Raw genomic sequence first — 20,075 nt, forward strand, 5'->3', positions numbered from 1 at the left:
CAGTCTGTCAGCCCAACAAATCCCGCAAGACCTGGGTAAACGCCCGGCTGCTGTCTTCTTCGGCAGCGTGATGCCCGTCGCGAATTACCCACTGGCCGTTGACCAGCACATCGCGCACCTGACGATCCCCGCCGGCAAACAGCCAGCGATTGAGAATCCCGTCTTCGTTCGCCGTCGCCAGGTACGGATCGTTGCCATCCAGCACCAGCCAATCGGCACGCTTGCCGACTTCCAGGCGCCCGATCGGCTGCCCCAGTGCCTCGGCACCACCGTCCAGTGCGGCATCGAACAGCGTACGCCCGACCATCGGCTGATCGCTGCGATACAGCCGGTTGCGCCGCTGGTCCCGCAGACGCTGCCCGTATTCCAGCCAACGCAATTCTTCCACCACGCTCAGTGATACATGGCTGTCGGAACCAATCCCCATGCGCCCACCCTGAGCCAGGAAATCCACCGCCGGGAAAATCCCGTCGCCCAGATTGGCTTCAGTGGTCAGGCACAGCCCGGCAATCGCCCGACTCTTGGCCATCAATGTCACTTCTTCCGGATTGGCGTGGGTGGCGTGTACCAGGCACCAGCGCTGATCCACTTCAACATGGTCATACAGCCATTGCAGCGGACGCTGGCCGCTCCAGGCCAGGCAGTCGTCGACTTCCTTTTGCTGCTCGGCGATATGGATATGCACCGGGCACGCCTTGTCGCTGGCGGCCAGTACTTCGCTGATCTGCTGTGGCGTGACCGCACGCAGCGAGTGGAAGCACAGGCCCAGTTGCTGCGCCGGTTGTGCGGCCAGGATCGGTTGCAGGCGTGATTGCAGGTTCAGGTAATTTTCGGTGCTGTTGATAAAGCGCCGCTGGCCTTCATTGGGTGCCTGGCCGCCGAAACCGGAATGGCTGTACAGCACCGGCAGCAAGGTCAGGCCGATGCCGCTGCTGGCGGCTGCCTGGCTGATTTGCCGCGACAGCTCCGCCGGGTCGGCATAGGGCTGGCCGTTGACGTCGTGGTGCACATAATGAAATTCGGCCACCGAGGTGTAGCCGGCCTTGAGCATCTCGATATACAGCTGGCGCGCGATGACCTGCAGTTGGTCGGGGCTGATCTTGCCGACCATCCGGTACATCAAGTCACGCCAGGTCCAGAAACTGTCGTTCGGGTTGCCGGCCACTTCCGCCAGCCCGGCCATTGCCCGCTGGAACGCGTGGGAATGCAGGTTCGGCATGCCCGCCAGCACCGGCCCCCTGAGCCGTTCGGCACCGTCTGCGCTGGCGTTGGGCTCAACCTTGGTCAGCAGGCCGTCGGCGCTGACTTCAAGACGTACATCATTGGCCCATCCATTAGGCAGCAGCGCGCGTTCGGCAAAGAAAGCGGACATGATTAAGGCACCCCGGTCGTGTGTTTATTTGTATATACATATACAGACGTTTGCCTGCTCGGTAAACTCCGGCAAGCTATGCTTCTTTTTCACCTGCAAGGATTCCCTGTGCCGACTCCGCCCGCCAAGTCTTCACTGGCTGCCCACATGGACGAAAGTCCGGCGCCCTTGTATGCCCGTGTCAAACAGATGATCAGCCAGCAGATTCTCAACGGCAACTGGCCGCCTCATTACCGCGTGCCGTCGGAAAGCGAACTGGTCAACCAGTTGGGCTTCAGCCGCATGACCATCAACCGCGCCCTGCGTGAGTTGACCGCCGAAGGCCTGCTGGTGCGCATGCAAGGCGTGGGCACGTTTGTCGCCGAGCCCAAGAGCCAGTCGGCGCTGTTTGAAGTGCACAACATTGCCGACGAGATCGCGTCCCGCGGCCATCGTCATACCTGCAAAGTCATTACCCTCGGTGAAGAAGCTGCCGGTTCCGAGCGCGCCGTCGCCCTGGAAATGCGCGAAGGCGGGCGGGTGTTCCACTCGTTGATCGTGCACTACGAAAACGACATCCCGGTGCAAATCGAAGACCGTTTCGTCAACGCCCTGGTAGCGCCGGAATACCTGCAGCAGGATTTCACCCAGCAAACGCCATATGCCTACCTCAACCAGGTGGCGCCGCTGACCGAAGGCGAGCACGTAGTTGAGGCGATCCTCGCCGACGCCGACGAATGCAAGCTGCTGCAAATCGAAACCAGCGAGCCATGCCTGCTGATTCGCCGCCGCACCTGGTCGGGCCGCCAGCCGGTGACCGCCGCGCGTTTGATCCACCCCGGTTCCCGTCATAGCCTGGAAGGACGTTTCAGTAAATGAGTTCGATGAAAGTCTGGCGCGCCGCCGATTACGTGCGCATGCCGTGGAAAAACGGCGGCGGCAGCACTGAAGAAATCACCCGTGATGCAGGCGAGGGCCTGGACGGTTTTGGCTGGCGCCTGTCGATCGCCGATATCGCCGAGTCGGGCGGGTTTTCTACCTTCGCCGGGTACCAGCGGATCATCACCGTGCTGCAAGGCTCGGGCATGGTGCTCACGGTGGACGGCGAGGAGCAGCGCGGGTTGTTACCGCTGCAGCCGTTCCCGTTCAAGGGTGACAGCCAGGTGTCCTGCCGATTGATCGGCGGGCCGATCCGCGATTTCAACCTGATCTATTCACCGCAGCGCTATCAGGCGCGGTTGCAGTGGATGGACGGTACGCAGCGTTTCTTCAGCGCCGCGCACACCGTGCTGGTGTTCAGTGTGGCCGATGAAGTGAAGGTGCTCGGTGAGCGTCTGAGCCGTCACGACTGCCTGCAACTGGACGGTAACACCGGCCTGCTGGACGTCAGCGTCACGGGTCGTTGCTGCGTCATCGAGCTGACTAAACGCGGTTAAAAATGTGGGAGCTGGCTTGCCTGCGATAGCGGTGTATCAGCAGCAGATGCATGGCTGACCAACCGCTATCGCAGGCAAGCCAGCTCCCACAGTTGATCTCCAGCGACGCTGGAAACTGTTTCCAACCCCCGCACCAACTTGTTACCGAACGCCCCAGCATGGCGCAAAGCACTGCCTCGGTGACAAGTCTCCCGCGCTGTAAAAATCCCCTGTAAGAAAATTCATCAAGCAGCGAAGCCTTATTTTCCAAGGCTTTCACCCTCATCCCGGAAAATTCTTCAAACCTTGCGCGCAAAGTTGGCCGCTTGATTGCATATGCTTGTATGTACAAGTAAAGATGTGTGCGTAAGAGTCCATGGACATCCTCTTCGCACCAATCATGTTCGCGCATTGATCGTTGAGGAATTTTTTGTGACCAAGCCTACCAAGTACCGTGACGTTGAAATCCGTGCCGCACGCGGCAATACGCTGACCGCCAAAAGCTGGCTGACTGAAGCGCCGCTGCGCATGCTGATGAACAACCTCGACCCACAGGTTGCCGAAAACCCGAAAGAACTGGTGGTGTACGGCGGCATCGGTCGTGCCGCGCGCAACTGGGAATGCTACGACCAGATCGTCGAAAGCCTGACCAACCTCAATGACGACGAAACCCTGCTGGTGCAATCCGGCAAGCCCGTCGGCGTGTTCAAGACCCACAGCAATGCCCCGCGCGTGCTGATCGCCAACTCCAACCTGGTGCCGCACTGGGCGAGCTGGGAACACTTCAACGAACTCGACGCCAAGGGCCTGGCCATGTACGGCCAGATGACCGCCGGCAGCTGGATCTACATCGGCAGCCAGGGCATCGTGCAGGGCACCTACGAGACCTTCGTCGAAGCCGGTCGCCAGCACTACAACGATGACCTCAAGGGCCGTTGGGTCCTGACCGCCGGCCTCGGCGGCATGGGCGGCGCCCAGCCATTGGCCGCGACCCTGGCCGGTGCCTGCTCGCTGAACATCGAATGCCAGCAGGTCAGCATCGACTTCCGCTTGAACAGCCGTTATGTCGACGAGCAAGCCACTGACCTCGACGACGCCCTGGCGCGCATCGCCAAATACACCAAGGAAGGCCGCGCGATTTCCATCGCCCTGCTGGGCAACGCGGCTGAAATCCTGCCGGAACTGGTCAAGCGCGGCGTGCGCCCGGACATGGTCACCGACCAGACCAGCGCTCACGACCCGCTCAACGGTTACCTGCCCGCCGGCTGGACCTGGGATGAATACCGCGCCCGCGCCAAGACCGAACCGGCCGCCGTGATCAAGGCTGCCAAACAGTCGATGGCCGTGCACGTCAAAGCCATGCTCGAGTTCCAGAAGCAAGGCATCCCGACCTTCGACTACGGCAACAACATCCGTCAGATGGCGCAGGAAGAAGGTGTGGAAAACGCCTTCGACTTCCCGGGTTTCGTACCGGCCTACATCCGTCCGCTGTTCTGCCGTGGCATCGGCCCGTTCCGTTGGGCTGCGCTGTCGGGCGACCCGCAAGACATCTACAAGACCGACGCCAAAGTCAAAGAGCTGATCCCGGACGACGCCCACCTGCACAACTGGCTGGACATGGCCCGCGAGCGCATCAGCTTCCAGGGCCTGCCGGCACGTATCTGCTGGGTTGGCCTGGGCCAGCGCGCCAAGCTGGGCCTGGCGTTCAACGAAATGGTGCGCAGCGGCGAGCTGTCGGCACCGGTCGTGATCGGCCGCGACCACCTCGACTCCGGCTCGGTGGCCAGCCCCAACCGTGAAACCGAGTCGATGCAGGACGGTTCCGACGCCGTGTCCGACTGGCCACTGCTCAACGCCTTGCTCAACACCGCCAGCGGCGCCACCTGGGTTTCGCTGCACCATGGCGGCGGTGTCGGCATGGGCTTCTCCCAGCACTCGGGCATGGTGATTGTCTGCGACGGTACCGACGAAGCCGCCGAGCGTATCGCTCGCGTGCTGCACAACGACCCGGCCACCGGGGTGATGCGTCATGCCGATGCGGGTTACCAGATCGCGATCGACTGCGCCAAAGAGCAGGGCCTGAACCTGCCGATGATCAAATAAAGACCGGCTCGGTTCCTGTGGGAGCCGGGCTTGCCCGCGATGCAGGCGACTCGGTTTGTCAGTAAGACCGAGGTGATGCCATCTCAGGCAAGCCAGCTCCCACAGAAGAGCAATCCGCATGCAGAACAATCCATCAGAGGTTGAACAACAATGGCTGTAAATGACGCTCGTGCAAGCAGCACCCCGTTGATCGAAAGGCGTTCGATCGACTACATCCCGGAAGCGGAAAGACACGGCCGTCTGTTAAGTCAGTTCACCCTGTGGTTGGGTGCCAACCTGCAAATCACCGCGATTGTCACCGGGGCCCTGGCCGTGGTGCTGGGCGGTGATGTGTTCTGGTCGTTGATCGGTCTGCTGATCGGTCAACTGCTGGGCGGCGGCGTCATGGCGCTGCATGCGGCGCAAGGCCCGCAACTGGGCTTGCCGCAGATGATCTCCAGCCGCGTGCAGTTTGGCGTGTATGGCGCGGTGATCCCGCTGGTGCTGGTGTGCCTGATGTACATCGGTTTTTCTGCCAGCGGCTCGTTGCTGGCGGGGCAGGCGGTGGCGCAGTTGCTCCATGTTGAGGACTGGGTGGGCATCGTGCTGTTCGCGGGGCTGATCATGGTGTTCACGATCTTCGGCTACCGCGTCATTCACGGCATTGGCCGGGTTGCCAGCGTGCTGGGCGTAGTGGCTTTCGTCTACCTGTTCTACAAGTTGCTGGCCGGTAACGACATCGGTGCGTTGCTGGGCAACAAGCATTTTTCTCTCAGCAGTTTCCTGCTGGCGATTTCCCTGTCGGCGTCCTGGCAGATCGCGTTTGGCCCCTATGTGGCGGACTACTCGCGTTACTTGCCGCGCAGCACCCAGGCTTCGAAAACCTTCTGGGCCGTGGGTCTCGGTTCGGTGATCGGTGCGCAGGCGTCGATGGTGTTCGGTGTGTTTGCCGCGGCCCTGGCCGGCTCGCAATTCGCTCACCACGAAGTGTCATTCATCGTCGGCCTGGGCGGCACCGGGATCGTCGCGGCGTTGCTGTATTTCAGCATCGCCTTCGGCAAGGTCACCGTCACCACCTTGAATGCCTACGGCAGCTTCATGTCGATCGCGACGATCATCAGTGGCTTCCGTGGCAGTCGGCATATCGGCAGTGGCACGCGCCTGTTGTACATCTTCGTGATGGTGTCGATTGCGGCCGCGCTGGCGTTGCTGGGCAAGGACTCGTTCCTCAAGGATTTCTCCGCGTTCATCCTGTTCCTGCTGGCGTTTTTCACGCCCTGGAGCGCGATCAACCTGGTGGATTTCTACTGCATCACCAAAGAGCGCTACGACATCCCGGCACTGTCCAACCCCGACGGCCGCTACGGTCGCTGGAACGTGATGGGCATCAGCATCTACGTGTTCGGCGTGCTGATCCAGATGCCGTTCATCTCCACGCATTTCTACACCGGACCACTGGTTGCCAGCCTCGGCGACACCGATATCTCCTGGATCATCGGCCTGGTGGTGCCGGCTGCGCTTTACTACTGGGCCGCCAAAAAGTGGCACAGCGCAATACCTGAACACCTGATCCTGCCGGTAGAGCAGGGCGCTGCACCAACGACAAACGGGCTGGCTGCACAGGCCTGATGGGACGTGGACAGGGCAGGATGCCTACTGACTGCCGTAATCCATTTCAAGATTGGGAGCGTCACAACAATGAAAATGAATAAGACCCTGCTGGCCACTTTGTTCTCGGCAGGCTTGCTGGCTTCTGCTGGCGCCCAGGCGGCCGGTTGGTGCGAATCCGGCAAACCGGTGAAATTCGCCGGCCTGAACTGGGAAAGCGGCATGTTGCTCACCGACATCCTGCAAACCGTGCTGGAAAAAGGCTACGACTGCAAAACCGATAGCCTGCCGGGCAACTCCATCACCATGGAGAACGCCCTGAGCAGCAACGACATCCAGGTGTTCGCCGAGGAGTGGGTTGGCCGCAGCGAAGTCTGGAACAAGGCCGAGAAGGCCGGCAAAGTCGTCGGTGTCGGCGCTCCGGTGGTAGGTGCGGTTGAAGGCTGGTACGTGCCGCGCTACGTGATCGAAGGCGATGCCAAGCGCAAGCTGGAACCCAAGGCGCCGGACCTGAAAAACATCGCCGACCTGGCCAAATACGCCTCGGTGTTCAAGGACCAGGAAGAACCGTCCAAGGGCCGCTTCTACAACTGCCCGGCCGGCTGGACCTGTGAGCTGGACAACAGCGAAATGCTGAAAAGCTATGGCCTGGAAAGCACCTACACCAACTTCCGTCCAGGCACCGGACCGGCGCTGGATGCGGCAGTGCTGTCGAGCTACAAGCGCGGCGAGCCGATCCTGTTCTACTACTGGTCGCCCACCCCGCTGATGGGCCAGGTCGACCTGGTCAAACTCGAAGAAAAGCCCGGTGTGGATAAAAGCGTGAGCATCAAGGTCGGTCTGTCCAAGACCTTCCACGAGCAAGCGCCGGAATTGGTGGCCGTGCTGGAAAAGGTCAATCTGCCTATCGACCTGCTGAACCAGAACCTGGGCCGCATGGCCAAAGAGCGAATTGAATCACCAAAACTGGCGAAAATTTTCCTCAAGGAACATCCTGAAGTCTGGCACGCATGGGTGAGCGACGACGCAGCCAAGAAAATCGAAGCGGCCTTGTAGGTTGAGCGTTTCCGGTTGCCCTCGCAGGCAGCCGGAAGCCCGGCCACAATCCACTGGATCGAGAGCACACTATGTTTCCTGAGAGTTTTACGTTTTCCATCGCCGATTGGGTCAACAGTTGGGTTGATTCGCTGGTGACCAACTACGGGGATGTGTTCCGGCACATCTCCGACACCCTGTTGTGGGCCATCGTCAACCTGGAAGGCGTGCTGCGCGCGGCACCCTGGTGGTTGATGCTGGCGATTGTCGGCGGCATTGCCTGGCACGCCACACGCAAGGTGGTCACTACGGCGGTGATCGTCGGCTTGCTGTTCCTGGTGGGCGCCGTTGGCCTGTGGGACAAGCTGATGCAAACCCTGGCACTGATGATGGTGGCCACGGTGATCTCGGTGCTGATCGGCATTCCTCTGGGAATTCTGTCGGCCCGCAGCAACCGCCTGCGCTCGGTGTTGATGCCGCTGCTGGACATCATGCAAACCATGCCCAGCTTCGTGTACCTCATCCCGGTGTTGATGCTGTTTGGCCTGGGCAAGGTGCCGGCGATTTTCGCCACGGTGATCTACGCTGCGCCACCGCTGATTCGCCTGACCGACCTGGGCATTCGCCAGGTCGACGGTGAAGTCATGGAAGCGATCAACGCCTTCGGTGCCAACCGCTGGCAGCAACTGTTCGGCGTGCAACTGCCGCTGGCCCTGCCGAGCATCATGGCCGGGATCAACCAGACCACCATGATGGCCCTGTCGATGGTCGTGATCGCCTCGATGATCGGTGCCCGTGGCCTGGGTGAAGACGTACTCGTCGGCATCCAGACGCTTAACGTCGGGCGTGGCCTTGAAGCCGGCCTGGCGATCGTGATTCTCGCAGTGGTCATCGACCGCATTACCCAGGCCTATGGTCGTCCACGGCATGAGGCGAGCAAATGACTACCGTCAGCAAGATTGAAGTCAAAAACGTATTCAAGATCTTCGGCAACCGCTCCAAGGAAGCACTGGCGCTGATTGGCCAGGGCAAGACCAAGGACCAGGTGCTGGCCGACACCGGTTGCGTGGTGGGTGTGAACGACCTGTCCCTGAGCATCGCCACCGGCGAGATCTTCGTGATCATGGGCCTGTCGGGTTCAGGCAAGTCGACCCTGGTGCGCCACTTCAACCGCCTGATCGACCCCACCAGCGGCGCGATCCTGGTGGACGGCGAAGACATCCTGCAACTGGACATGGAAGCCTTGCGCCAATTCCGCCGGCACAAGATCAGCATGGTGTTCCAGAGCTTCGGCCTGCTGCCCCACAAGAGCGTGGTGGACAACGTCGCCTACGGCCTGAAAGTGCGCGGCGAAACCAAGCAAGTGTGCACCGAGCGTGCGCTGCACTGGATCGAAACCGTGGGCCTGAAGGGCTACGAAAACAAATACCCGCACCAGCTGTCCGGCGGCATGCGCCAACGGGTGGGCCTGGCTCGCGCCCTCGCGGCCGACACCGACATCATCCTGATGGACGAAGCGTTCAGCGCCCTCGACCCGCTGATCCGCGCCGAGATGCAGGACCAGTTGCTGGAACTGCAAAAGACCCTGCACAAGACCATCGTCTTCATCACCCACGACCTCGACGAGGCCGTGCGCATCGGCAACCGCATTGCGATCCTCAAGGACGGCAAGCTGATCCAGGTCGGCACGCCTCGGGAGATTTTGCATTCGCCGGCGGATGAGTATGTGGACCGATTTGTTCAGCGGCGGGCTGCCGTGGTTTGACCCGCGATTGGTGGTGAGTTGACTGTCGCTATCGCAGGCAAGCCAGCTCCCACATTTGAAATGCATTCCCCCTGTGGGAGCTGGCTTGCCTGCGATGAGGCCGGTGAAGCTGCACAAGAATTGGAGAAGGTACAAAGATGTCCCAGGCTGAAAAAATCATCATCGCCGACGCCCCGCTGCGCTGGCAGGACGTGGTCGCCGTGGCCCGCCACGGTGCTGTCCTCGAACTCTCGGGCCAGGCCTGGGCGCGAATCGACAATGCCCAGGCCATCGTCCAGCGCATCGTCACCAGCGGCGAGCGCGCCTATGGCGTCAACACCGGCCTGGGCGCCTTGTGCAACGTTTCGCTCAAGGGCGAGCAACTCAGCCGGCTGTCGCGCAACACCCTGCTCAGCCACGCCTGCGGCGTCGGCCCGGCGCTGAGCGACGAACAGACCCGCGCGATCATCTGCTGCGCCATCATCAACTACAGCCACGGCAAGTCCGGCCTGCATCCGCAAGTCGTGCACTCACTGCTGGCGCTGCTCAACCATGGCATCACGCCGCAGGTTCCGTCCCAGGGCTCGGTGGGCTATTTGACCCACATGGCCCACATCAGCATCGCCTTGCTCGGTGTTGGCAATGTGAGCTACCGGGGCCGCATCGTCCCGGCGCACCAGGCACTCGCCGAAGAAGGTTTGCAGGCGGTGGTGCTGGGTGCCAAAGACGGCCTGTGCCTGGTCAACGGCACGCCGTGCATGACCGGCCTCAGTTGCCTGGCCCTGGCCGATGCGCACCGTTTGCTGCAGTGGGCCGATGTGATTGGCGCCATGAGTTTTGAAGGCCAGCGCGGTCAGATCGACGCCTTCGACGAAGAGATCATCGCCCTCAAGCCGCACCCGGGCATGCAGCAAGTGGGCATTAATCTGCGAGCACTGCTCGATGGCAGTGAAGTGATCGCCAGCAGCAAAGGCATTCGCACCCAGGACGCCCTGAGCATCCGTTCGATCCCCCAGGTGCACGGTGCTGCCCGCGATCAACTGGAGCACGCCACCCGGCAGATCGAAACCGAACTCAACGGCACCAGCGACAACCCGCTGGTGCTCGGCACGCCAGACAACTACCGCGTGGTCTCCCAGGCCAACCCGCACGGGCAGTCCGTGGCCCTGGCGGCCGACATGCTGGCCATCGCCATGGCTGAAATCGGCTCCATCGCCGAGCGCCGCCTGGACCGCCTGATCAACCCCCACGTCAGTGGCCTGCCGGCGTTCCTGGTGAGCAACCCCGGGGTCAACTCCGGGATGATGATCGTGCAGTACGTCGCCGCTTCGCTGTGCGGGCAAAACCGCCAGCTGGCGCAACCGGCGGTGCTCGACAACTTCGTCACCTCGGGCCTTCAGGAAGACCACTTGAGCATGGGCACCAACGCGGCGCTGAAGCTGCATTCGGTGCTGGAAAACGTCACCCAGATCCTCGCCATCGAGTACCTGCTGGCGGCCCAGGCGTTCGAGTTTCTCCAGGAGCAGCGCTTCGGCGCCGGTACCGATACCGCCTGGCGTTTGCTGCGCGAACACGTCCCGGCCTACGACCAGGACCGCTGGCTGGCGCCGGACATCGCGGCCGCAGCCGCGTTGCTCAAGCACGCCGATTTACTGCAACGCACGCTACCGAATTTGCACTGATCTTTTCCCAACAATAACCAGCGTGCCAAGCCGACTGATCCTCTAAAAGAGCACAGCGGCGGATAACGGAAGCATCCGGAGCGACTGGTAGTTAACAACACTCTCAAAAGGAGCATGAATGTGACTGCGCTAAACCTGATTCCAGGCCAACTGAGCCTTGCCCAACTGCGAGCCATCTACCAGCAGCCGGTAACCCTCAGTCTGGATGACAGCGCCTCGGCCCAGATCGAAGCCAGTGTTGCCTGTGTGGAGCAGATTCTCGCCGAGAACCGCACCGCCTACGGCATCAACACCGGTTTCGGCCTGCTGGCCTCGACCCGCATCGCCAGCGAAGACCTGGAAAACCTCCAGCGTTCCCTGGTGCTGTCCCACGCCGCCGGCGTCGGTGAGCCCATCAGCGATGCGCTGGTGCGGCTGGTCATGGTGCTCAAGGTCAACAGCCTGAGCCGGGGTTTTTCCGGGATTCGCCGGCAGGTGATCGACGCGCTGATCGCCCTGATCAACGCCGAGGTTTACCCGCACATTCCGCTGAAAGGTTCGGTGGGGGCCTCCGGAGACCTGGCGCCATTGGCCCACATGTCGCTGGTGCTGCTGGGCGAAGGCAAGGCCCGCTATAAAGGCGAATGGCTGGAAGCCACCGAAGCGTTGAAAGTCGCCGGCCTCACGCCGCTGACCCTGGCGGCCAAGGAAGGCCTGGCGCTGCTCAACGGCACTCAGGTTTCCACCGCTTACGCGCTGCGTGGCCTGTTCGAAGGCGAAGATTTGTTTGCCGGTGCGTTGGCTTGCGGTGCCCTGACGGTGGAAGCCGTGCTGGGTTCGCGCTCGCCGTTCGACGCGCGTATTCACGCGGCCCGTGGCCAGCGTGGCCAGATCGACTCCGCCGCCGCTTATCGCGCCCTGCTGGGCGAAAGCAGCGAAGTGTCCCAATCCCACGAGAACTGCGACAAGGTCCAAGACCCGTACTCCCTGCGCTGCCAGCCGCAAGTCATGGGCGCCTGCCTGACCCAGTTCCGCCAGGCGGCCGAAGTGCTGGTGGTGGAAGCCAACGCTGTATCGGATAACCCACTGGTGTTTGCGGCGGAAGGTGACGTGATTTCCGGCGGCAACTTCCACGCAGAACCGGTGGCCATGGCGGCGGACAACATGGCGCTGGCCATCGCGGAAATCGGCTCCCTGAGCGAACGCCGCATCTCGCTGATGATGGACAAGCACATGTCGCAACTGCCGCCGTTCCTGGTGGGCAATGGCGGTGTGAACTCCGGCTTCATGATCGCCCAGGTGACGGCAGCGGCATTGGCCAGCGAGAACAAGGCGCTGGCGCATCCCCATAGCGTCGACAGCCTGCCTACCTCGGCGAACCAGGAAGACCACGTGTCGATGGCTCCGGCTGCGGGCAAGCGCCTGTGGGAAATGGCCGAGAACACCCGCGGTGTGTTGGCGGTGGAATGGTTGGCGGCGTGCCAGGGCCTGGACCTGCGCAATGGCTTGAAGACTTCACCCGCGCTGGAAAAGGCACGCGGGATCCTGCGCAGCAAAGTCGCGTTTTATGAGAAGGACCGGTTCTTTGCGCCAGACATCAATGCCGCCAGTGAGCTGTTGGCAACGCGCTGCCTGAATGAGCTGGTGCCGGCGAAGTTGCTCCCGAGCCTGTAACAGCCACACCGATCCAGTGTGGGAGCTGTCGAGCCTTGGCGAGGCTGCGATGGCGCCGGCACAGGCAACATTTTCGTAGCCTGACCCACCGCTATCGCAGCCTCGCCAAGGCTCGACAGCTCCCACATTGATCTTCTGCAGATTCGAATTTTCTCAGGATAAAAATAATTAAGGACGAGAAATGCACCAGGAACAAGGTTTGAAACGCGGGCTCTCAGCCCGACATATTCGCTTCATGGCCCTCGGTTCCGCGATCGGTACCGGGCTGTTTTACGGCTCTGCCTCCGCCATCCAGATGGCCGGCCCCGCTGTACTGCTGGCCTACCTGATCGGTGGCGCCGCCGTGTTCATGGTGATGCGCGCCCTCGGCGAAATGGCCGTGCACAACCCGGTGTCCGGCTCCTTCGGCCAGTACGCCAGCACCTACCTGGGCCCGATGGCCGGCTTTATCCTCGGCTGGACCTACGCCTTTGAAATGATCATCGTCTGCCTCGCCGACGTGACCGCCTTCGGCATCTACATGGGCTTCTGGTTTCCCGAAGTCGCGCGCTGGGTCTGGGTGCTGGGCATCGTGTTGCTGATCGGCGGCCTGAACCTGTGCAACGTCAAAGTCTTTGGCGAAATGGAGTTCTGGCTGTCGCTGCTCAAGGTCGGCGCCATCGTCGCGATGATCCTTGGTGGCTTCGGCATCATGCTGTTCGGCATTCACTCGGCGGGCGACGCGCCGGCTACCGGCCTCAGTAACCTGTGGGCCCACGGCGGCTTCATGCCCAACGGCGTGGGCGGCTTGATTGCGTCCTTCGCGGTGGTGATGTTCGCCTTTGGCGGCATCGAAATCATCGGCATCACCGCCGGCGAAGCCAAGGACCCGCAGCGCGTGATTCCCAAGGCGATCAACGCGGTGCCCCTGCGTATCCTGCTGTTCTACGTGCTGACGTTGTTTGTGCTGATGGCGATCTACCCGTGGCCGCAGATCGGCAGCCAGGGCAGTCCGTTCGTGCAGATCTTCAGCAACCTGGGGATAGGCTCGGCAGCGACCATCCTCAACATCGTGGTGATCTCCGCTGCCGTCTCGGCCATCAACAGCGACATCTTCGGCGCCGGCCGCATGATGTACGGCCTGGCCCAGCAAGGGCAGGCGCCCAAGGGCTTTGCCCAGCTGTCGAAACAGGGCGTGCCGTGGATGACCGTGGTGGTGATGGGTGCTGCGTTGCTGGGCGGCGTGGTGCTCAACTACCTGATCCCGGAAAACGTGTTCCTGGTGATCGCCTCGATTGCGACCTTTGCCACTGTGTGGGTGTGGCTGATGATCCTGGTCACCCAGGTGGCGATGCGTCGCGCGATGACCCAGGAGCAGATCGCCGAGCTGAAATTCCCGGTGCCGTTCTGGCCCTATGCGCCAGCGGCCGCCATCGTGTTCATGCTGTTTATCTTCGGCGTGCTGGGTTACTTCCCGGACACCCAGGCCGCCCTAATGGTCGGCGCCGTGTGGATCGTCCTGCTGATCGTTGCCTACCTGCTGTGGGTCAAGCCCGCCGCCGGGCAAACGGCCAAGGTCCACTACGACCCGGCTTTGTCTCACCGATAACCTAACGCAGGTGTTGAATGAAAACGCTTTGGCAACACTGCCACGTTGCAACCATGGCCCAGGGCAACTACTCGATCATCGAGGATGCCGCCATCGTTACCTCGGGCACGCTCATCGAGTGGATCGGCCCGCGCGTCGATCTGCCGAAGGCGGACTACGCAACCACCCATGACCTGCAAGGTGCGTGGGTCACCCCCGGGCTGATCGACTGCCACACTCACACGGTGTTCGGTGGCAATCGCAGCGGCGAGTTCGAGCAGCGGCTGCAAGGCGTGAGCTACGCCGAGATCGCCGCCGCCGGTGGCGGTATTGCCAGCACCGTACGCGCCACGCGCGCGGCGACCGAAGATGAGCTGTTTGCCAGCGGCCACAAGCGCCTGCGCAGTTTGCTGCGCGACGGTGTGACCACCGTCGAGATCAAGTCCGGCTACGGCCTGGACCTGGCCAGCGAGCGCAAGATCCTGCGGGTGATCCGTCGCCTCGGCGCCGAGTTGCCGGTCAGTGTGCGCAGCACCTGCCTGGCGGCCCATGCGTTGCCGCCGGAGTACGTGGACCGCGCCGACGCCTACATCGACCACATCTGCACCGAGATGCTGCCGGCACTGGCGGCGGAAGGCCTGGTGGATGCGGTCGACGCCTTCTGTGAATACCTGGCGTTTTCGCCGGAGCAGGTGGAGCGTGTGTTCATCGCCGCCCAGAAACTCGGCTTGCCGGTAAAACTGCACGCCGAACAGTTGTCGTCCCTGCACGGCTCCAGCCTGGCAGCGCGCTATCAGGCGTTGTCGGCGGACCATCTGGAATTCATGACCGAGGAAGACGCCATCGCCATGGCCGCTTCCGGCACCGTCGCGGTGTTGCTGCCGGGGGCGTTCTACTTCCTGCGGGAAACCCAGCTGCCGCCGATGGACGCCCTGCGCAAGCACGGCGTGAAGATCGCCATCGCCAGCGACCTCAACCCGGGCACCTCGCCGGCGTTGTCGGTGCGCCTGATGCTGAACATGGCCTGCACCCTGTTCCGCATGACCCCGGAAGAAGCCCTGGCCGGCGCCACGCAACACGCGGCCACCGCCCTGGGCCTGGGCGACAGCCACGGCTCGCTGGAAGTGGGCAAGGTCGCGGACTTTGTCGCCTGGCAGATCGATCGCCCTGCCGACCTGGCCTACTGGCTGGGTGGCGAGCTGGATAAACGCGTCGTGCGCCACGGCGCCGATGTCACCGTTTAAGGAGTACTGCTGTGGATAAGGTTCTGAACTTCAAACAAGGCCGTGTGCCGCTGCTGATCAGCATGCCCCACGCGGGCCTGCGCCTGACGCCGGCGGTGCAAGCCGGGCTGATCCCCGAGGCGCAAAGCCTGCCGGACACCGACTGGCACATCCCCACGCTGTATGACTTTGCCGAAGCACTGGGCGCCAGCACCCTGGCGGCCGAGTATTCGCGCTTTGTCATCGACCTGAACCGGCCATCAGACGACAAGCCGCTGTACGTCGGCGCCACCACCGGCCTGTACCCGGCGACGCTGTTTGACGGTGTGCCGCTGTTCCGCGAAGGCCTGGAACCGTCCAAGGCCGAACGCGCCACGTACCTGGAGCAGGTGTGGACGCCGTATCACCGCACCCTGCAAAACGAGCTGGCCCGGCTCAAGGCCGAGTTCGGCTATGCATTGTTGTTTGATGCGCACTCGATCCGCTCGGTGATCCCGCACCTGTTCGAAGGCAAGCTGCCGGACTTCAACCTCGGCACTTTCAATGGCGCAGCCTGCGACCCGCAACTGGCCAGCCAGCTGGAAGCCATCTGCGCCGGTCACCCGCAGTACAGCCATGTGCTCAACGGGCGCTTCAAGGGTGGGCATATCACCCGGCACTACGGCAACCCGGCGGAGAATATCCACGCGGTGCAGCTGGAGTTGGGGCAGTGCACGTACATGGAAGAGTTTGAGCCGTTCCGCTATCGCGCCGACCTGGCCGAGCCGACTCGGGTGGTATTGAAGGAGTTGCTGGAAGGGTTCCTGGCCTGGGGGCAGAAGCACTATCGGTGATTGGTTGCGCAGCTGAGATAGCCATCGCGGGCAAGCCCGGCTCCCACCTTTTGAATTGCAAACACATTCAAACGTGGGAGCTGGCTTGCCTGCGAAGAGGCCCTCAACAGCAACACACCTCCCAAGTCGTCTGTGTGCAAATCCCTGTCGCCACAGTTCGCTTTTATCGAGGTCTCGCTGGGTAAGGTGTGGGGCACGGCGCGTCAGACGCCATCCCCACAATAAAAACTGCCGAGTGAGACCGCATCGATGAAAAGACTGTTCAACCGTTGTCTGTTGATTCTCACCGGCGCCGCACTGATCAGTGCGAATGCCATGGCCGCCGACCCGGCCTCCTGCAAGGTCGTACGCATGGGCGTGGTCAGCTGGACTGACGTGATCGCCACCAGCGGCATGGCCGACGTGCTGCTCAATGGCCTGGGCTATGACAGCAAGCAAACCAGCGCCGTGCAGCAAATCATCTTTGCCGGCATCCGTGACAAGCGCCTGGATATCTTCCTCGGCTACTGGAAGCCGGCGATGGACAACAACATCGCGCCGTTCCTCGCGGCCAATCAGGTCAAGGTGTTCGATAAGCCGAGCCTGGCCGACGCCCAGGCCACCCTGGCAGTGCCGCAGTACGTCGCCGATGCCGGCCTGAAAACCTTTGCCGACATTGCCCGCTTCAAGGACAAGCTGGGCGGCAAGATCTACGGCATCGAGCCGGGCAGCGGCGCCAATACCGATATCCAGAAAATGATCGACAGCAACCGCTTCGGCCTCGGCGGCTTCAAGCTGGTGGCGTCCGGTGAAGCGGGCATGCTGGCCGCGGTGCAGCGGGCGGTGAATCGCAAGGAGTTCGTGGTGTTCGTCGGCTGGACCCCGCACCCGATGAACATCAACATGAAAATGGCTTACCTCACCGGCAGTGAAGACGTGTTCGGTGCCAACGAGGGCATGGCCACGGTCTCCACGGTGACGGCGCCGGATTACGCCGAGCGTTGCCCCAACGTGACACGCCTGCTGGAAAACCTGACCTACACCGCGGCCCAGGAGAGCCAGTTGATGGTACCGATCATGGACCGCAAGACGCCGCAGGATGTGGCCAAACAGTGGTTGCGGGATAACCCCGAGGACCTGCAGCGCTGGCTGGCAGGTGTGACGACTTTGGATGGCAAAGACGGCGTAGCGGCGGTACAGGCCAGCCTGAAACCCTGATGCGAACACGATAGATCAAACAACAGAGAGCCAATGTGGGAGCCGGGCTTGCCCGCGATGGCGGTGTATCAGTCGACGATGGCGTTGGTTGACACACCGCTATCGCAGGCAAGCCAGCTCCCACATTTGTCTTGTGGTGTGCTTTGAGTCTTCCTATCAGGACGATCACCTTCATGTCCCACTACCCGATTTCCGCGCCAATGTGCGCCTTCGTCGAAAAAACCGAATCCTTCACCAGCGATGACACATCGCTGGCTGGATTGCGCCAAGGCTATGACCGCATGTGCCAGGCATTCACCCCGGCGCGGCCGGAAGGGTTGCAGGTGTCAGACGGTTCCCTCGGTGGCGTGGGCATACGCATTTATCAACCCACGACACCCGCGCCCGATGCCGGCTGGCCATGCATCCTTTATATGCACGGTGGTGGCTGGGTGGTGGGTGGCCTGGATTCCCACGACTTTATCTGCTGTGAGCTGGCCGACGCTCTGCAGGTGCTGGTGATCGCCATTGATTATCGGCTGGCCCCCGAACATCCGTTCCCGGCCGCCTTCGACGATTGCCGCGCGGTCTGGCGGGCGATTCAGGCGGGTGAAGCGCCTTGTCACATCAACCTTCAACGTCTGGTGGTGGCCGGTGACAGTGCGGGCGGTAACCTGGCGGCTGCCTTGTGCCTGGGCCTGCGGGATGACCATCAACCGCAGCCCCTGGCGCAAATCCTGATCTACCCCGGCCTGGGCGGCCCCGCCGACTTGCCGTCCCGCCGCGACTGCGTCGACGCGCCACTGCTCAGCACGGCCGACACCGAGTGTTACCTGGCGCTGTACCTGCGTGGGCCAGGCAAACCGTCGCCCTACGCCATGCCATTGCTGGCGGCGGATTTCAGCGGGCTGCCGCAGGCTTTGATCGCCGTCGCCCAGTTCGACCCGCTGCGGGACGACGGCATGCTCTACGCCGAGCGCCTGCAAGCGGCCGGGGTGGCGGCCACGCTGTATCCCGGCAAAGGCCTGATCCACGGTTGCCTGCGCGCCCGAGGCCAGGTCGCGGAGGTCGACCGGCTGTACGCTTATCTGCTGGATTACCTGCGTGGTGTTCTGCTGACACAGGTCTAAGTCCGTCAGGACATGCTCATTGCACAATTCGGGTTTATGATGCCAGACGGCAGAATAATAGACGTCCCCCCAGGGATGAACTCGACCCCTTACGGAGCGCGCAATGCAGACTTTGTACCCGCAGATCAAACCCTACGCCCGGCACGATCTGGCCGTCGACGAAACCCACGTCCTGTACGTCGACGAAAGCGGTTCCCCGGAAGGCTTGCCCGTTGTGTTCATCCACGGCGGCCCTGGCGCCGGGTGTGACGCCAATAGCCGCTGCTTTTTCGATCCGAATCTGTACCGAATTGTTACTTTTGATCAGCGCGGCTGCGGGCGCTCCACCCCGCGGGCCAGCCTGGAAAACAACACCACCTGGGACCTGGTGGCCGACCTTGAGCGGATTCGCGAGCACCTGGGTATCGAAAAATGGGTGCTGTTCGGCGGCTCCTGGGGCTCGACCCTGGCCCTGGCCTATGCGCAAACCCATCCAGAACGGGTACATGGTCTGATCGTGCGAGGCATTTTCCTGGCCCGCCCCCAGGACATTCAGTGGTTTTACCAGGCGGGCGCCAGCCGACTGTTCCCCGATTACTGGCAGGACTACCTCGCGCCCATCCCTGTGGAGGAGCGCCACGACCTGCTCGGCGCCTACCACAAGCGCCTGACCGGCAACGACCAGATCGCCCAGATGCACGCCGCCAAGGCCTGGTCCACGTGGGAAGGCCGCATGTTGGGCCTGTGCCCGAACCCGCAGTTGATCGAGCGTTTCTCCGAGCCCCAGCGCGCCCTGTCGATTGCCCGTATCGAATGCCACTACTTCACCAACAACTCGTTCCTTGAGCCAGACCAACTGATCCGCGACATGCACAAGATCGCCCATCTGCCTGGCGTCATCGTGCATGGCCGCTACGATATGATCTGCCCGCTGGATAACGCCTGGGAGCTGCACCAGGCGTGGCCCAACAGTGAGCTGCAGATCATCCGCGAGGCCGGCCATGCGGCTGCCGAACCCGGCATCGCCGATGCGCTGGTGCGTGCGGCGAGTGAAATGGCACGGCGCCTGCTTGATCTGCCGCCTGAAGAAGCATGAAGGGGCTTTTGCAACGGGTGCGCGGCGCCCGGGTCGAGGTAGAAGGGCAAGTAGTGGGGGCCATCGACCAGGGTTTGCTGGTGCTGGTGGCTGTCGAACCGTCAGATACCCAAGCCTGCGCCGACAAGCTGCTGCATAAGCTGCTTAACTATCGGGTGTTCAGCGACGACGAGGGCAAGATGAACCTGTCCTTGAAAGACATTGGCGGCGGGTTGCTGCTGGTGTCGCAGTTCACCCTGGCGGCAGACACCAAGAGCGGCTTGCGTCCCAGCTTCTCCACGGCGGCACCGCCGGCGTTGGGCGAAGCACTTTTCGACTACCTGCTGTTACAAGCGCAACAATTGCATGGCACGGTAGCGGCGGGGCGTTTTGGCGCTGATATGCAGGTGCATTTGGTCAATGACGGGCCGGTCACCTTCCTGTTACAGACGTGAATGTACTGAAAACGACTTGTAATGCCCAAAAAACCGGGTTTTCGCTACAAATACTTCGCTGACCCTG

17 protein-coding genes are annotated in these 20,075 nt (G+C 62.2%); 16 read left to right on the forward strand and 1 reads right to left on the reverse strand.

Annotation, left to right across the window (positions count from 1 at the left end):
- Window positions 1-7 precede the first annotated feature (7 nt).
- Window positions 8-1,372 carry a formimidoylglutamate deiminase gene (locus V3W39_RS06555; protein WP_177114315.1) on the reverse strand — a complete coding sequence of 455 codons (1,365 nt, stop codon included), beginning with the start codon at window positions 1,370-1,372 and terminating at the stop codon, window positions 8-10.
- Between the two features lie 147 nt (window positions 1,373-1,519).
- On the opposite strand from V3W39_RS06555, the gene hutC reads away from it, so the two are divergent.
- The 16 genes from hutC to dtd all read left to right on the forward strand — a co-directional run bounded on the left by hutC (window position 1,520) and on the right by dtd (window position 20,008).
- Window positions 1,520-2,230, forward strand: coding sequence for a histidine utilization repressor (gene hutC, locus V3W39_RS06560; RefSeq protein ID WP_003217980.1), 711 nt, complete (start codon window positions 1,520-1,522; stop codon window positions 2,228-2,230).
- Complete coding sequence (locus tag V3W39_RS06565) at window positions 2,227-2,787, forward strand: HutD/Ves family protein (protein WP_330212392.1); 561 nt, start codon at window positions 2,227-2,229, stop codon at window positions 2,785-2,787. Before hutC ends, V3W39_RS06565 begins: the two co-directional genes overlap by 4 nt.
- 411 nt (window positions 2,788-3,198) lie before the next feature.
- Window positions 3,199-4,869: a urocanate hydratase gene (gene hutU / locus V3W39_RS06570; protein WP_177041055.1), complete on the forward strand. Its 1,671-nt coding sequence runs from the start codon at window positions 3,199-3,201 to the stop codon at window positions 4,867-4,869.
- Between the two features lie 150 nt (window positions 4,870-5,019).
- Window positions 5,020-6,477, forward strand: coding sequence for a purine-cytosine permease family protein (locus tag V3W39_RS06575; protein WP_177120403.1), 1,458 nt, complete (start codon window positions 5,020-5,022; stop codon window positions 6,475-6,477).
- A gap of 69 nt (window positions 6,478-6,546) precedes the next feature.
- Window positions 6,547-7,512, forward strand: coding sequence for an ABC transporter substrate-binding protein (locus V3W39_RS06580; RefSeq protein WP_259195231.1), 966 nt, complete (start codon window positions 6,547-6,549; stop codon window positions 7,510-7,512).
- Between the two features lie 71 nt (window positions 7,513-7,583).
- Window positions 7,584-8,435 carry an ABC transporter permease gene (locus V3W39_RS06585; RefSeq protein WP_017478193.1) on the forward strand — a complete coding sequence of 284 codons (852 nt, stop codon included), beginning with the start codon at window positions 7,584-7,586 and terminating at the stop codon, window positions 8,433-8,435.
- Window positions 8,432-9,256: a quaternary amine ABC transporter ATP-binding protein gene (locus V3W39_RS06590; protein ID WP_259195232.1), complete on the forward strand. Its 825-nt coding sequence runs from the start codon at window positions 8,432-8,434 to the stop codon at window positions 9,254-9,256. The genes V3W39_RS06585 and V3W39_RS06590 overlap by 4 nt, the downstream gene beginning before the upstream one ends.
- 137 nt (window positions 9,257-9,393) lie before the next feature.
- Entirely contained in the window at window positions 9,394-10,917 is a 1,524-nt protein-coding gene (locus V3W39_RS06595; RefSeq protein ID WP_330212393.1) for an HAL/PAL/TAL family ammonia-lyase, read from the forward strand.
- 114 nt (window positions 10,918-11,031) lie between these two features.
- A complete protein-coding gene (hutH, locus tag V3W39_RS06600) occupies window positions 11,032-12,570 on the forward strand; it encodes a histidine ammonia-lyase (protein WP_085984627.1) in 1,539 nt (512 codons plus the stop codon).
- A gap of 181 nt (window positions 12,571-12,751) precedes the next feature.
- Window positions 12,752-14,158 carry an amino acid permease gene (locus V3W39_RS06605; protein WP_294737743.1) on the forward strand — a complete coding sequence of 469 codons (1,407 nt, stop codon included), beginning with the start codon at window positions 12,752-12,754 and terminating at the stop codon, window positions 14,156-14,158.
- A gap of 17 nt (window positions 14,159-14,175) precedes the next feature.
- Window positions 14,176-15,381, forward strand: coding sequence for an imidazolonepropionase (gene hutI / locus V3W39_RS06610; protein ID WP_330212394.1), 1,206 nt, complete (start codon window positions 14,176-14,178; stop codon window positions 15,379-15,381).
- A gap of 11 nt (window positions 15,382-15,392) precedes the next feature.
- Window positions 15,393-16,193 carry an N-formylglutamate deformylase gene (hutG, locus tag V3W39_RS06615; RefSeq protein WP_010169145.1) on the forward strand — a complete coding sequence of 267 codons (801 nt, stop codon included), beginning with the start codon at window positions 15,393-15,395 and terminating at the stop codon, window positions 16,191-16,193.
- A gap of 249 nt (window positions 16,194-16,442) precedes the next feature.
- On the forward strand, window positions 16,443-17,390 hold the full coding sequence (locus V3W39_RS06620) for a choline ABC transporter substrate-binding protein (protein ID WP_177076017.1): 948 nt from the start codon (window positions 16,443-16,445) through the stop codon (window positions 17,388-17,390).
- A gap of 173 nt (window positions 17,391-17,563) precedes the next feature.
- Window positions 17,564-18,499 carry an alpha/beta hydrolase gene (locus tag V3W39_RS06625; protein WP_177076019.1) on the forward strand — a complete coding sequence of 312 codons (936 nt, stop codon included), beginning with the start codon at window positions 17,564-17,566 and terminating at the stop codon, window positions 18,497-18,499.
- 103 nt (window positions 18,500-18,602) lie between these two features.
- Entirely contained in the window at window positions 18,603-19,574 is a 972-nt protein-coding gene (gene pip / locus V3W39_RS06630) for a prolyl aminopeptidase (RefSeq protein ID WP_330212395.1), read from the forward strand.
- On the forward strand, window positions 19,571-20,008 hold the full coding sequence (gene dtd / locus V3W39_RS06635) for a D-aminoacyl-tRNA deacylase (RefSeq protein ID WP_017478202.1): 438 nt from the start codon (window positions 19,571-19,573) through the stop codon (window positions 20,006-20,008). The genes pip and dtd overlap by 4 nt, the downstream gene beginning before the upstream one ends.
- Window positions 20,009-20,075 lie beyond the last annotated feature (67 nt).

Source organism: Pseudomonas sp. Z18(2022) (genome assembly GCF_036346535.1).
Taxonomy (GTDB): domain Bacteria; phylum Pseudomonadota; class Gammaproteobacteria; order Pseudomonadales; family Pseudomonadaceae; genus Aquipseudomonas; species Aquipseudomonas yamanorum_A.